We start from the raw sequence: 14,033 nt of genomic DNA, 5'->3' as shown, positions 1-14,033 counted from the left end.
GCGCCTCCCTCCTCATGGCGCCCCTAGAGCGCGAGCGTCGCCGTGACGGCGTGGTGGTCGGAGGGTAGGCGCGGGTTCTCCGTCCCGAGCACGTCGCCGATGGTGCGGTCCAGCGTCGCGGCCTCCAGCACGCGGACGCCCTCGGACACGAACACGTAGTCGATGCGCCGGTCGTCGGTGGCGGTCCCGAAGGCGTTCCAGGTTGCGTGACCGCCCGCCGCGGGAGTCTCGGCCACGAGACGCGTATCGCGGAGCGCAGCGCCGAACGTGCGGGCCACCTCGGAGTCGTCGTCGGCGTTCAGGTCGCCGATGACCGCCAGCGGGGCACCGTCGGCGAGTCCCTGCGCGCGGGCGACGACCAGCCGTGCGCTCTCGCGCCGAGCCGTCTCGCCCATGTGGTCGAAGTGCGTGTTCACGATCACGAACGAGCGCCCGCTTTGCCGGTCGCGGAGGCGAGCCCACGTCGCGATGCGGGGAAGGGCGGCGTCCCAGCCCTGGCTGCCCGCGACGCCTGGCGTCGGCGAGAGCCAGAAGGTGCCGCCGTCGATGCGGTCGAACCGGTCGGTGCGGTAGAGGATCGCGCCCTGCTCGCCTCCGCCGTCGGCGTCGCGGCCGACGCCGTAGCGGGTGTAGGCGGGGAGCTCGCCGTCGAGCGTCGCCAGCATGGCGGGGGTCGCCTCCTGAACGCCCACCACGTCCGCCTCTCGGATCGTCGCGGCCACAGCGTCGACGCGGTTCGGCCATGCGTTCTCGCCGTCCGACGCCACGTCGACCCGGATGTTGAAGCTCATCACGCGGACCGGCACGGTCGGGGCGGGCGGCGGGGCGGAGGCGCACGCGCTGAGTGCCAGCCCGGCGAGCAGAAGGAGGCTGCGCATGGGCCTACCGGACGTTGTTGACCTCGATCCAGTACCCGTCGGGGTCCTGGACGTAGATCTGGCGGATGCCGTCGCCGCGGACGCTGACCGTCGCCGGAGCCCCCGGCCAGTCGGAGTACGGCACGCCGAGGTCGGCGACGCGCGCCACCAGCGCGTCGAAGTCGGCCACGCGGAGGGCGAAGTGAACGGCCTTCGTGGTCGGCGGCACATCCCCATCGTAGTGGATCAGGTGGAGCTGTGCAGGCCCGAGGCCGAGCCAGCGGATCACCGTCGGGTCGCCCGGCGCGGGGATCTCCTCCAGTCCGAACACCTGCTCGTAGAAGGCCACGCTCTCGCCGAGGTCGGCGACGTGCAGCGCGGCGTGGTCCAGCCCAACCGGTGGGGCTGGAGCCGCCTGCATGGGGGCTGTCGACTGGCAAGCGCCGAGGGTCAGAAGGGCGGCGAGCGGAAGGAAGCGGAGCACGAAAACGGGAGGAGCGTCCCCGAGTCTACCACCTCGCCCGCCTCGGTGCCGAGGCGGGTGAGAGTCCCGGTCAGGGGGCATTCTGTCGCCTGCGGGCTTACGCCTGTCCGTCGCCGCCGAGGCCCATTCGCTGGAGCCAGAACACCAGCACGTCGTCGCCGAACTGGGGGTCCTGGCTGCGGCTCAGCAGCCACGACAGCAGCGTGTGGACCGGCTGCTGCGTCGTGAGCGCGGCCTGGGCGCCCATCGCCACGCCCGCCTCGCCGAACATGGCGCCCGTCTTCGTGAGCTGCTCGTTGAGGCCGTCGGTGTAGCAGAGCAGGGCGCTGTCGGGCGGCAGGATGAGCTGCCGGTCCTCGTAGGTGGTGCTGGGGTCGAGGCCCAGGATCAGGTCCGAGTATTCGAGCAGGCCGGGGCCGTCGGGCGTGACCAGGATCGGGCGGCAGTGGCCCGCGTTGGCGTAGACGACGCGGTTCGTGGCCGGCTCCCACCGCATGATGAGCAGGGACGCGAACGTCTCCTCCAGCACCGCGTCGTTGATCAGCATCTCGTTGACGCGGCTCATCAGCTTGGCCGGGCTGAGCGTCTCGCGCAGCATGGCGTGGACCGTGCTGCGGATGTACGACAGGAAGCTGAAGGCGTAGAACTTGGCCTGGAGCCCCTTGCCCATGATGTCGCCGACGGTGAACAGGTACGAGCCGTCCTGCGCGCGCGTCCAGTCGAAGAGGTCGCCGCCGCCGTCCTCCTTGGGACGGGAGAAGAAGACGGTCCGGTAGCCCGGCTCGTCCGGCATGTCCTTGGGCAGGAGGCGGTCCGAGAAGTCGCGCCCGATCTTGGCGTTGAGCTTGTTCTGGTAGATCTGGCTCCGCTGCACGATCTGCCCGACCCGCGTGATGAGGCGGTCGACGTCGAACGGCTTCGTGAGGTAGTCGTCGACGCCCTTCTTGAGGCCCTTCTGGCGGCTCAGGTCGTCAGACTTTGCGGTCAGGAAGATGAACGGCACCGCCTGGGTCGCCGGGTCGCTGCGGAGAGCGGCCAGCAGGGCGAAGCCGTCCATCACCGGCATCATGATGTCCGACACCACGAGGTCGGGCGTCCGCGCCTCGACGGCCTCGAGGGCGCGCTCGCCGTTCTCCGCGACGGACACGTCGTAGACCTTCCCGAGGCGGTACTCGAGCAGGCGCCGGAGCGTCTTGTTGTCCTCGACGATGAGGACGTGGGGGCGGGCACTCATCGGTTCGGGGGAGGCGTGGCCGTCGACGCTGGAACGTCAGAGAGGAGGCCGTCCCCCATGGAACGGAGAAAGGAGGGGTCGGTCTCGAGGTCGGCCGGGCGGAACAGAGCCGCGAGGTCTCCACCGGCAGGGTCGCGCATGGAGAACGCGAGCCGCTGGCGGACGCCCGGTTCGGCGGCGCGGAACTCCAGGTCCTCGGCACAGGAGACGAGCATCAGCAGGCCGCGTCCGCGCTCGGAGGGGCCGGGCGCATCCAGCAAGGTGCGCTGGGACTCGATCTGCGCCGCGAAGTCGAACCCCGCGGACGTGTCCTCGACGATGCAGTGGACGGCGCCCTCCTGCACGTCGATCGTCAGCAGGATCTCCGCCTCGGCGGCGAAGCTCGCGTGCTGCACCAGGTTCGCCACCCACTCGTGGAGCGTCAGGCGAAGGACGTGCATCCCGTCTGCCCCGAGCACGTGCGCGATCGGACCCTCGTCGGTCCATCCGTCGCAGACGGCATGGAGCCGGTCTACAGCGCGGTCGAGATCGGTGAAGGCGGTGGTCGGCATGGTGCCGTCGTCCGGGGAGAGGGGGCCGGGCGGTCGTTACGCGGTGCCCGTCGGGCGCTGCGTGATCTGGGCGGGCGCCGAGGGCGCGCTGTGGGCCTGGAGGGCCGCCTCGACGGTCGGGAACTGGCGGAACACCTTGTAGGTGCGCGTCAGCTGGACGACGACCTGCACGGGGCGGCTCACCGAGGCGAACACGACCTGCCCGCCGGCGGGCGTCAGCTGGCGGTACAGTGAGAAGATCACCCCGAGGCCGGTCGAGTCGAGGATGCCCGTGCCCGAGAAGTCGAGCACGTAGTAGCGGACGCCCTGCCGGGCGTGCTCCTGGCACGACGCCTTGAACTCGGCGGCGTTGCGGAAGTCGAGGGCCTTGCCGATGCGGACGACAGCCGCGGTGGGGGAGGCTTTCTGGAAAGTGAAGCTCATGAGGGCGCCCGAGGGGGCGGGTGGGGATCGCAGGGGGCCGGAATGGCGGCGGCCCCTGTCCCTGCGACAGATATCATACCACCGGGCTTTCCCTGTCCGCCGAGGCGTCACGCGGACGCGACACGATGCGAAATCAAACGCTCTGGGCGTTCTCGGCCGCCCCGCTGCCCTGATCTGCCCTGCTGAGAGGCTTGTGCGGGGGCTCCTTCCGTAATCCGGCCGGGCGTTTCGAACCCCGAGCCGGTCACCGGGGCAGGCGCGGAAGGCGGGTGGCCCCGCGACTCGTCCCGCTCGCACGCCGACGTTTGCCTCTCGCGCCTCTCTCTGTCTTCTCACCGGTCCCGGCTGGCGGCCTCGCTAGCTTCTCTCCCTGTGCGCCGCTCCCCGCTCCCGCTCGTCCTCCTCGCCGTCGCGCTCGTCGTGGGGGGCTGCACGCGGCGAGCCGTGGAGGGCCTGCCGCCCGGCGTGTCGGTCGAGGATCTGCCCGACAGCGAGAGCTGGAACGCGAGCCTCCGCACCAGTGCCGACGGCCGGTCTCAGCTGGAGATCGACGCGCCGTACCTCGCCCGCTACGACCGCGACACGGCGTACGTGTACCTCGGCCCGGCACCGGGCGACACCGCGGCCACGCCCGTCTCGATCCGACTGTTCGACGCGGAAGGGGCAGCCCGGGGGGCGGTCCGCGCGCGAGAGGTCCGGCTGTTCGACAATGGGGCCCGCGTCGAAGCGGAAGGCCAGGCGAGGGCCACCGTCTCCGGTGCCGACGGGGCGGTGATCGATGCCGCGCGCCTCACAGTCGAGGGCACGAACGTGACTGCCTCGGGCGGCGTGCGGGCCGAGGTGCTCGGGGGCGGCGGCGCACGCGTCCGGGCGCCCCGCGTGACGATCCGGGAGGGCGGGGCGTTCACGGCGTCGGGAGGCGCCGAGGTGGAGCTGTCGGGCCGTGCCCAGGCGACCGTCCGTGCGCGGACCGTCAGTGGGGGGAGCGGGCGGTACGAGGCCGTCGGCGGCGTGCGCGTGGTCTCGTCGGGTGGGCGGACGTTGGTCGCCGAGCGTGTGATCTGGAGCGAGTCGGCCGGCCGGTTCTCAGCACCGGGCGCGTTCTCGTTCGACGGCCCCGGCGAGCGCGTCCGCGGTGTGGGGCTCTCAGCCACGGCCGACCTGTCGCGCTACTCGTTCCGCAACGCGACCGGCGAAATCGAGGTGAGCGAATGATCAGGGAAGCACGCGGGGCACGGGACTCGGGAGGGGGGTGGTGGCTGCGAGCCCTCGCTCTGCTCATCCCGTTCTGCCTCTTCATCCCGCAGCCCTCCACGGCCCAGACGCGGCTCGTCGAGATCCTCAACGCCGACTACGTGGAGGTGACCTCGGACACGGCGGGCGTCGTGCGGCGGCTGGAGGGAAACGTGCGGCTCCGTCAGGACACGACGCTGCTGCGCTCGCGGCGGGCCTTCTACTACGAGAGCCGCGGCGAGGTGGTGCTGGACGGCGCCGTCCGGATTCTCTCCGGGCAGGACACGCTCACGGCGGACGCGGTGACGTACGACTCGAACGCCAAGGTCGCCGTGGCCACCGGGGCCGTCCGCCTCGGCGATGGCGAGTCGGTGCTGTTCGCGCCCACCGCGACCTACGACAGCCGCGCCGAGATCGCAGCGTTCTCCGGCGGCGGGCGCATTCTGCACCGTGGCGCCGTCCTGACCTCGCCCGAGGGCACGTATTCGTCCGCCCGGCGCGTCGCCGAGTTCTCGGGGCCGGTCGCGCTGGAGGACTCGTCCGGCACGCTCACGGCCGCGCGCGGGACCTACGACGCCGACGTGCGCCGGGCCGACTTCTCCGGGGACGTTCGCCTGCGGCGTCCCGATGCGGCCCTCGACGCCGACTCGGTGGTCTACTTCCGGCGGACCGAGCGGGCCCGCGCCTACGGTCGCGTGGTGCTCGACCGCCTCGGCGACGATCGCCGCGCCGAGCGCGCTCCCGAAGCGTCCCCGGATTCGTCCCGGCGGACGCTCCTCTTCGGCGAGACGCTCCTGTTCGACGGCCAGGAGGAGACGGCGTCGGCGCGCGGCGAGCCCGACCGCGACCCGCTCCTGCTCGTCCTGTCGCGCGACTCGACCGGGCGTGTCGACTCCACGCTCGCACGGGCGCCCCGCATCGACGCCTCCCGACTCGCCGTCGGGGCGGACACCTCCACCGTGGTCGTGCTGGCGGGCGGGATGCGGCTCTGGGAACGGCGGCTCGCGGCCGTCGCCGACTCCGCGCGCTTCGTCCGCACCCCCGCCGCCGACTCGCTCGCCGAGCCGCTCGACCGGCTGGGTCTGTTCGGCGCGAGCCGCCCTTCCGTCTGGGCCGACGGCTCGCAGCTGACCGGCGACAGCCTCTTCACGACCATCCGCGGCGGCGCCGTCGACTCACTCCTCGTCCTCGGCCGGGCCTTCGCAGCGCGCCTCGACTCGACACTCGGCCGCCTCCAGCAGATCGCGGGGGTCCGCATGGTGGGCCGCTTCGATGCCGACGAACTGCGCTCGCTGGGCGTCGGGCCGAACGCCCAGGTGGTCTACTACCGCGCGACTCCAGAGGGGCTGCTCGCGGGTGCCGAGGAGCTCTCGGCCGACACGCTCTCGTTCCGCTTCGCCGACGGCGAGTTGCGGGAGCTCTCGGGCTACCGCGGCATCGAAGGCACGACCTACGGCCCCAGCGTCGTCCCGGACGACCCGCGCCTGCCGGGCTTCGCCTACGACCCGGACGCGCCGACCCGCGAGGCGGTCCTCGGCGACGGCTGGGAGGTCGGCTGGCTGGAGCGAGACGCAGCCGGCAGACCGGGAGCAGAGGATGACCGGCCGCAGGTACCGGGCGCCGAGGAGGCGCTCTCATCCGACGACACAGAGCCCCTCCCCGACGACGAGCCCATCTCCGACGACGCCCCTCCCTCGTCCGATGGCTGACCCCGCCCACCTCGGCGCCGAGGCGGCCCGGGGCGATCTTCCTGGCGATGCCTGACCCCACCGAACCCTGAACCCCGCCCTCCCCACTCCCGAGCCGAAGACCCTCCGCGCCGAGGGCCTCGTCAAGCGCTACCGTCGCCGCACCGTCGTCGACGGCGTGTCGCTGTCGGTCGAGCAGGGCACGTGCGTCGGCCTGCTGGGGCCGAACGGAGCGGGCAAGACGACGACCTTCTACATGGTGGTCGGCATGATCCGGCCGGACGCCGGGAACGTCTACCTCGACACGCCCGGTGGCGACGAGACGCGCATCACGCGGACGCCGATGTACCGGCGCGCCCGTCTCGGCATCGGCTACCTCGCCCAGGAGGCGTCCATCTTCGGCGCGATGACCGTCGAGGACAACCTGCGCGCGGTGCTCGACTTCCAAAAGATGCCGCGCGACGAGAAGGAGGCGCGTGTCGAGGAGCTGATCGGCGAGTTCGGGCTGGAGACGGTCCGCCGGTCGAAGGGGCACCAGCTCTCCGGCGGCGAGCGGCGGCGGACCGAGATCGCCCGCGCGCTCGCCACGCGCCCCGGCTTCATCCTCCTCGACGAGCCGTTCGCCGGCGTCGACCCGATCGCTGTGGAAGACATCATGCGGATCGTGGCCCAGCTCCGCGAGCGCGGGATCGGGGTCCTCATCACCGACCACAACGTCCACGAGACGCTGGCGATCACCGACCGCGCGTACCTGCTCTACGACGGGAAGATCTTTATGGAGGGCACGGCGGAGGAGCTGGCGGCCAACGAAGAGGTCCGGCGGCGCTACCTCGGGGAGAGCTTTACCCTGGACCGCTACCAGGGCTGACCCGAGGTCGCCGACAGGACGGAGAAGAGGCCGAGGCTTCGTGAGCCGGTCGGGCCCGCGATCTCGTTGGGTCGAGTACATCCTCCCGACTCCCATGCCTCGTCTCGTCCTCGCGCTCCTGCTTGTCGTCGCCGTCGGTTGCGACAGCGGCGGCGGCGACACCGCGCTCGCCGGTCCCTACGAGGGCGATGTCACAGCCGCCTTCGCCGACGGGATTTCCATCGACTTCGAGATCCGCCTCGACCTCGACGAACCCGATGCGGAGGGCGAGTTCGAGGGACGCCTCCGCGTGGTGCGCGGGCCTGTCGGCCTCGCCGACGAATACGTCGGGCTCGGCGAGGTCTCCGGGGTGGTGACCGGCTCCAGCGTCACCCTCTCCGGCATGACGACGAGGACGGAGGTCGCGCGAGCACACGGCACCGGCATCCGGTTGACCGGTGGAGGCACCATCGACGGCGGCACCATCCGGCTCTCATCGGCGACCCTCCTCGACTTCGCGTACGGAGAGTCGGAGCCGGTCTCGATCACGTTCCGGTAGGATCGAGGTGGCGTCCGCAGACCTCACCGTACGGACGGCGTGGTGCGCGGACTCGGCGTGAAGCGCGAACCGGACGGATGGCGTCCCGTACGTTTCAGTCCTCCCTGAAACCCCGCGCCCATGCCCGGCCTCGTCGTCATCCCCGACCCCACCGTCCCCGGCGACCGCGTCGAGGCCCTCGTCGCAGCGCTGGAGGCGTTCGGCTTCGGCGTCCACCGGACCGGCGACGAGCCCGTCGTGCTCGGCGCGACCGGCGTTCCGGTCGACTTCGACGTGCGCCACATCAAGGTGCTGCCGGACGTTCGCGACGTGGTCCGGGTGACGAGCCCGTACACGTTCGCCGCCCGCACCGGTCACCCGTCCGACACTGTCGTGTCCGTGGACGGCCTCGCGGTCGGCGGGGCGGAACTGGTGGTGATGGCCGGGCCGTGCTCCGTCGAGAGCGAGGACCAGATGGAGGCCTCGGCGGCGGCGGTCGCGGCAGCGGGCGCCCGCATCCTGCGTGGCGGCGCCTTCAAGCCCCGCTCCAGCCCGTACTCGTTCCAGGGGCTGGGGGAGGAGGGGCTGAAGATCATGCGCGGCGCGGCCGACCGCCACGGCCTCAAGGTGGTCACCGAGGTGATGACCGAGAGCCAGCTGGAGGTCGTCGGGCGGTACACCGACGTGCTCCAGATCGGGGCGCGCAACATGCAGAACTTCGCCCTCCTCAAAGAGGCCGGGCGGTCGGGCATCCCGGTGCTCCTCAAGCGCGGCATGAGCGCGACCATCGAGGAGTGGCTGATGTCGGCCGAGTACATCCTCGCCGAGGGCAACCCGGACGTGATCCTCTGCGAGCGCGGTATCCGGACGTTCGAGACGGCGACGCGCAACACGCTCGACCTGAGCGCGGTGCCGGTCGTGAAGCAGCTCAGCCACCTGCCCATCATCGTCGACCCCAGCCACGGGGTCGGCATCCGCGACAAGGTGGCGCCGATGGCCGTCGCGGCCGTCGCCTGTGGGGCCGACGGGCTGATGATCGAGGCGCACCCCAACCCGCCCGAGGCGCTCTCCGACGGTCCCCAGTCGCTCTACCTCGACGCCTTCGCGGGCCTCATGGACCAGGCCCGCCGCGTCGCCGAGGTGGTCGGGCGGACGCTCCCGGACGGCGAGCCCGCGCCCGCGCTGGCCTAGCTTTCGGCGGCCCGGCCGTTCGTGGCGCCTCCGGCACGAATCGCCCTCCTCGCGCGTAGGTCTTGCCGTGCTCGTGCCCGTCGGCACCGGTCGCGGCGCCATCCCCCCTTTTTTAGCTCCCCTCGTCTATGTGTGGCATCGTCGGATACATCGGTCCTCGTCAGGCCAGCGACCTCCTCGTCAGCGGCCTCCGGCGGCTCGAATACCGCGGGTATGACTCCGCCGGCGTCGCCATCCTGAACGGCTCGCTCCAGGTCCGCAAGAAGGAGGGCAAGGTCGACGAACTCGCCAAGCTGCTCGACGGCCGCCCCGTCGAGGGCACCGTCGGCATGGGGCACACCCGCTGGGCGACCCACGGCGCGCCGTGCGACCTCAACTCGCACCCCCACACCTCCGGCGACGGCCGCTTCGCGATCGTCCACAACGGCATCATCGAGAACTACGCTGCCATCAAGAAGCAGCTCGTCGGGCAGGGCTACACCTTCGAGAGCGACACCGACACCGAGGTGCTGGCCAAGTTCATCGAGCAGGTCCAGAAGGAGGCCGACCTCGACTTCCCCGAGGCCGTCCGCCAGGCGCTCACCCGCGTCGAGGGCGCCTACGGCATCGTGGCGCTGAGCCTCGACGAGCCCGACATGCTCGTCGTCGCCCGCAACGGCAGCCCGCTGCTGCTCGGCGTCGGCGAGGGCGAGCACTTCATCGGCTCCGACGCGAGCCCGTTCATCGAGTTCACCAAGCAGGTCGTCTACCTCTCCGACGGCGAGATGGCCATCGTGCGCGCCGACGGCCACGAGGTCTTCGAGATCGACGGCGCGCCGGTCTCGAAGGAGGTCCACCAGCTCGACTGGGACCTCGAGGAGATCGCCAAGGGCGGCTACGAGCACTTCATGCTCAAGGAGATCATGGAGCAGCCCGAGTCGGTGGCCAACGCCATGCGCGGGCGCGTCCGGCCGGGCGAGGGCCGCATCAAGCTGGGCGGCCTCGACGACGTGCTGCCGCAGCTGACGGCCGCCGAGCGGATCGTGATCTGCGCCTGCGGCACGTCGTGGCACGCCGGGCTGGTGGGCGAGTACCTGATCGAGCGGCTGGCGCGGCTCAACGTGGAGGTCGAGTACGCCTCCGAGTTCCGGTACCGCAACCCGGTGCTGGACCCCGACCGCGACGTGGTGATCGTGATCTCGCAGTCCGGCGAGACGGCCGACACGCTCGCGGCGGTGCGGCAGGCGCAGGCGGCGGGCGTGCTGGCCATCGGGCTGGTCAACGCGGTCGGCTCGACGATCGCGCGGGAGACCGACGCGGGGGTGTACCTGCACGCGGGTCCCGAGATCGGTGTCGCGAGCACGAAGGCGTTCACGGCGCAGGTGGCGGTGCTGGCGCAGATCGCGCTGCTGCTGGGCCACGAGCGGGGCACGCTCACCGACGAGGCGCTCCAGGAGCACACCGAGGCGCTCGCGAAGATCCCCGGCCAGATCCAGACGGTGCTCGACGACGACGACCTGATCCAGCGGATGGCGCGTGACTACCGCTACGCGTCCAACTTCCTCTACCTCGGGCGGGGCGTGAACTTCCCCGTGGCGCTGGAGGGCGCGCTGAAGCTGAAGGAGATCAGCTACATCCACGCGGAGGGCTACCCGGCCGCGGAGATGAAGCACGGCCCGATCGCGCTGATCGACCAGTTCATGCCGGTGGTGTTCATCGCCACGCGGGAGGCGACTTACGACAAGGTGGTGTCGAACATCGAGGAGGTGGCGGCGCGCGGCGGGACGGTGATCGCGATCACAGACGCGGGCAACGACGGGCTGGGCGATCTGGCGGAGTACGTGGTCCAGGTGCCGAAGACGCTCGACGCGTTCGAGCCGCTGCTGACGGTGGTGCCGCTGCAGCTGCTGAGCTACCACATCGCGGTGATGCGGGGGTGCAACGTGGACCAGCCGCGCAACCTCGCCAAGAGCGTCACGGTCGAGTAGCCGACGCCGGACTTTGCGCCACGTTCGAGATCACGCAGGAGGGCCAGACCGACCAGCACTTCCTCACCGCGACCGACAGCCTCCAGCCGCTCCGCATCTCGACTACCCGGCCGGCGGTGGAGTAGGTCGGTTCGTCGGCGAGCGAGAGCCGCTGGCCGCGTCTGCGGGGCCTCCGGCGAGATCGGTGTCTGGTGAAGAGGCCGCGCGGCAGGCGGGGTCCGAGTGAACGTGACGGTCTGTGGCGTGAGGGGACATCCTTCTGCATTTGACGGCGCCCCGGCGCGGACCTAGCGTGCGGCGCTCCACTTCCTCGCCATGCGCCGCGTCCTGCTCGCCTTCGTGCTCCTCTCTCTCGCCGGGTGCGACAGCCTCGGTACCGACATCGTCGCCCTCGACGACGTGCTGGTGGTCGACCTCGTGGCGGAGTCCCCGACGTCGCCGCCGGTGCTCGGCTTCGTCACCGAGGGCATCCCGGGCTGCGCGACGCCCATTGCGTATGAGACCCGCGTCGCCAGCGACGTGCTGACGGTCGAGGTCGAGGGGCTGGAGATCACGCGCGGCCCCACGTGCCTGGCGCTGATCCCGTCCTCTTTTACCGTCGCGCTCCCCTCGACCCGGTACGGCGGGCCGCTGACCGTCGACGTGCGCCACCGGGGCGAGACGGACCGGTACACCGTCGAGTTCGGCGGCGAAGGGCCGGTTCTCGTGCCCGTCCACACGTCCGTGACCCGACCAGGGCCGCGCTCCCTCCCATGACCCGAGTCCGACACCTTTTGTGGGCCGCCGTGCTCGTTACCTCGTTCGCGGGGTGCGATTCCGCCGACGATCTCGTCCCGATCGAGGACGCCATGTTGGTCGGGCTCACAGACGAGCGGCTGCTCCAGGTCGCGACCGAGAGCTACGACTTCTGCGGCGTGCCGATCTACGTCGACAGCCAGTCGGGTCCCAGCACCCTGGACGTCTACGTCCGGGGGGCCGCGCGGGTCAGCGCCTCGTGCGACGCGCTGGTGCGTGGAAGGTGGGCAGTCGCGCTCCCGGCCGGCCTCCCGACCGAGATCCGGGTCCATCACCGCGGCGCCACCGACCTGTACGAGGTCCGGTCGGCAAATGCGGGACTGGACCTGGTCGCGGTACGCACCTCGACGACACAGTTGGAAGCGAGGCCGGAGCGCGACAGTCTGTGAGCGCAGAGGCCATCGGGGAAATCGGGGCGAGGACCGAGGGGCAGGGGAGGGGCGTTCAGAAGGCACGCTAGCTTCCGGCCCCCCGCGCCCCGCTCCAATGATCAACCCCGACGCCCTCGACGCGCTCCTCGCCCGCTACCAGGAAGTGCTGACGGCGATGTCCCAGCCGGACGTCGCCAGCGACCCGTCCCAGCTGGCCTCCCTCGGCCGCGAGATGTCCGGCCTGGAGCCCGCCGTCAAGGCCGCTCGGCTGTGGCGCGAGTTGGACGAGGAGGTCAAGGGGCTCCGCGAGATGGTCGAGGCCGAGGAGGGCGAGATGGCCGAACTGGCGGCGATGGAGCTGGAGGAGGTCGAAGAGCGCCTCGCCGCGGCCGAGAAGGAACTCGAAGAGGAACTGGTCCCGAAGGACCCCGAGGACGCGCGCGACGCCATCGTCGAGATTCGGTCCGGGACGGGGGGCGACGAGGCGGCGCTGTTCGCGGGCGACCTGTTCGACATGTACCAGAAGGTCGCCGCGGACAAGGGCTGGAAGGTGGAGGTGATGGACACCTCCGAGGGCACCGCGGGCGGCTTCCGCGACATCACGTTCGCGCTCAAGGGCAAGGACGTGTTCGGGCGGATGAAGTATGAGTCGGGCGTCCACCGCGTCCAGCGCGTGCCCGCCACCGAGAGCCAGGGCCGCATCCACACGTCGGCCGCCACGGTCGCCGTGCTGCCCGAGGCGGAGGAGGTGGACGTCGAGATCCGCGCCCAGGACGTCCGCATCGACGTGTACCGGTCGTCCGGGCCGGGCGGGCAGTCGGTCAACACGACCGACTCGGCGGTGCGCCTGACGCACGAGCCGACGGGCCTGGTGGTGAGCATCCAGGACGAGAAGAGCCAGATCAAGAACAAGGAGAAGGCCTTCCGTGTGCTGCGCTCGCGGCTCTACCAGCTGGAGCTGGACCGCGTCCATAACGAGCGGGCGGCGGCGCGCAAGGAGATGGTCGGCTCGGGCGACCGCTCGGGCAAGATCCGGACGTACAACTGGCCCCAGGGCCGCGTGACCGACCACCGCCTCGAAGGCGACGACAAAAACCACGCGCTCCAGAACGTCCTCGATGGCGACCTCGACGCCATCGTGCGGGCGCTCGCCCTGGCCGACCGCGAGGCGCGCATGGAGGAGGCGGCGAACGGCTAGGGGCGTCTGCCCCGCGGCGTCGCCCGCGGCGGGGCTCCAGAGGCCGCGGAAGCCCGGCGGCGTCTTCGCCCCTGCTTCGCCCGCCTCGGGAGCGCGATGGGCTAGGTTCCGTGTTCGCCCTGCTCGTGGCGGACTCCGGGGAGACATCCCGGGCGTCGCGGGCATACGACACTCATCGTTTCCCACAGGGACTTATGGCAGACGCCACCGAGGCCGCGGCCTCCGGGTCGACCGACCCCCTCTACGAGTTGATGTACATCATCAACCCGGTCCTCAACGAGGACCAGACCAAGGACATCGTCCAGCGCGTGACGCAGTACCTCTCCGACAACGGCGCTGCCGTCGAGAACGTCGAAGAGCGCGGCAGCCAGCGCCTGGCCTACCCGATCGAGAAGAAGCGCAACGGCTACTACGTCGTGGTCAACTTCCGCATGTCGACCGCCGTCGTGACGGGCCTGCCCAAGATCGAGCGCGCGCTGATCATCAACGACGACATCATGCGCCACCTCGTGCTCCGCTACGACGCCAAGATGGAGCGGCACTACGAGGCCACGCGCTCCGGCAAGGAGCTCCCCAAGATCGCGCCGCCCGTCCAGCGCGCCTAGCGCACATCCAATCTGACCATGTCTGAAGTCCAGAACTCCGCCGGCGACGCC

General features: G+C 71.1%; 15 protein-coding genes. 10 read left to right on the top strand and 5 right to left on the bottom strand.

The genetic code is table 11. The annotated features are described in order from the left end of the window. Positions 1–23 precede the first annotated feature (23 nt). The 5 genes from B1759_RS02735 to B1759_RS02715 form a co-directional block, all read right to left on the bottom strand. A complete protein-coding gene (locus B1759_RS02735) occupies positions 24–878 on the bottom strand; it encodes an endonuclease/exonuclease/phosphatase family protein (protein ID WP_095513506.1) in 855 nt (284 codons plus the stop codon). Positions 879–882: 4 nt separating this feature from the next. Continuing rightward, positions 883–1,341, bottom strand: a complete 459-nt coding sequence (locus B1759_RS02730; protein WP_198948726.1) for a VOC family protein — start codon at positions 1,339–1,341, stop codon at positions 883–885. A 97-nt stretch (positions 1,342–1,438) separates the two neighbouring features. Then, positions 1,439–2,575 carry a SpoIIE family protein phosphatase gene (locus B1759_RS02725; protein ID WP_095513504.1) on the bottom strand — a complete coding sequence of 379 codons (1,137 nt, stop codon included), beginning with the start codon at positions 2,573–2,575 and terminating at the stop codon, positions 1,439–1,441. Further along, positions 2,572–3,126 (bottom strand): ATP-binding protein, encoded by a 555-nt coding sequence (locus B1759_RS02720; protein WP_095513503.1) that lies wholly within the window; start codon positions 3,124–3,126, stop codon positions 2,572–2,574. Before B1759_RS02720 ends, B1759_RS02725 begins: the two co-directional genes overlap by 4 nt. 36 nt (positions 3,127–3,162) lie before the next feature. After that, on the bottom strand, positions 3,163–3,549 hold the full coding sequence (locus tag B1759_RS02715; RefSeq protein WP_095513502.1) for an STAS domain-containing protein: 387 nt from the start codon (positions 3,547–3,549) through the stop codon (positions 3,163–3,165). A 372-nt stretch (positions 3,550–3,921) separates the two neighbouring features. On the opposite strand from B1759_RS02715, the gene B1759_RS02710 reads away from it, so the two are divergent. From B1759_RS02710 to rpsF, 10 genes are all read left to right on the top strand, one after another. Further along, entirely contained in the window at positions 3,922–4,764 is an 843-nt protein-coding gene (locus B1759_RS02710; RefSeq protein ID WP_095513501.1) for a hypothetical protein, read from the top strand. Continuing rightward, positions 4,761–6,491, top strand: coding sequence for an OstA-like protein (locus tag B1759_RS02705; protein ID WP_095513500.1), 1,731 nt, complete (start codon positions 4,761–4,763; stop codon positions 6,489–6,491). The genes B1759_RS02710 and B1759_RS02705 overlap by 4 nt, the downstream gene beginning before the upstream one ends. Positions 6,492–6,558: 67 nt before the next feature. Further along, positions 6,559–7,338, top strand: coding sequence for an LPS export ABC transporter ATP-binding protein (lptB, locus tag B1759_RS02700; protein ID WP_095513499.1), 780 nt, complete (start codon positions 6,559–6,561; stop codon positions 7,336–7,338). A gap of 94 nt (positions 7,339–7,432) precedes the next feature. Next, entirely contained in the window at positions 7,433–7,876 is a 444-nt protein-coding gene (locus B1759_RS02695; RefSeq protein WP_095513498.1) for a hypothetical protein, read from the top strand. Between the two features lie 120 nt (positions 7,877–7,996). Continuing rightward, positions 7,997–9,046 (top strand): 3-deoxy-7-phosphoheptulonate synthase, encoded by a 1,050-nt coding sequence (gene aroF, locus B1759_RS02690; protein ID WP_095513497.1) that lies wholly within the window; start codon positions 7,997–7,999, stop codon positions 9,044–9,046. Between the two features lie 128 nt (positions 9,047–9,174). Beyond that, a complete protein-coding gene (gene glmS, locus B1759_RS02685; protein ID WP_095513496.1) occupies positions 9,175–11,013 on the top strand; it encodes a glutamine--fructose-6-phosphate transaminase (isomerizing) in 1,839 nt (612 codons plus the stop codon). A 315-nt stretch (positions 11,014–11,328) separates the two neighbouring features. Further along, on the top strand, positions 11,329–11,769 hold the full coding sequence (locus tag B1759_RS02680; protein WP_095513495.1) for a hypothetical protein: 441 nt from the start codon (positions 11,329–11,331) through the stop codon (positions 11,767–11,769). Next, positions 11,766–12,197, top strand: a complete 432-nt coding sequence (locus B1759_RS02675; protein ID WP_095513494.1) for a hypothetical protein — start codon at positions 11,766–11,768, stop codon at positions 12,195–12,197. Before B1759_RS02680 ends, B1759_RS02675 begins: the two co-directional genes overlap by 4 nt. Before the next feature lie 97 nt (positions 12,198–12,294). Then, positions 12,295–13,377, top strand: coding sequence for a peptide chain release factor 1 (gene prfA / locus B1759_RS02670; RefSeq protein ID WP_095513493.1), 1,083 nt, complete (start codon positions 12,295–12,297; stop codon positions 13,375–13,377). A 194-nt stretch (positions 13,378–13,571) separates the two neighbouring features. Further along, positions 13,572–13,982: a 30S ribosomal protein S6 gene (gene rpsF, locus B1759_RS02665; RefSeq protein ID WP_095513492.1), complete on the top strand. Its 411-nt coding sequence runs from the start codon at positions 13,572–13,574 to the stop codon at positions 13,980–13,982. Positions 13,983–14,033: the final 51 nt, after the last annotated feature.

It is taken from the genome of Rubrivirga sp. SAORIC476 (assembly GCF_002283555.1).
Classification (GTDB): domain Bacteria; phylum Bacteroidota; class Rhodothermia; order Rhodothermales; family Rubricoccaceae; genus Rubrivirga.
The sequence above is the reverse complement of the archived record's forward strand: the minus strand, read 5'-3'. Positions and strand labels throughout refer to the sequence as shown.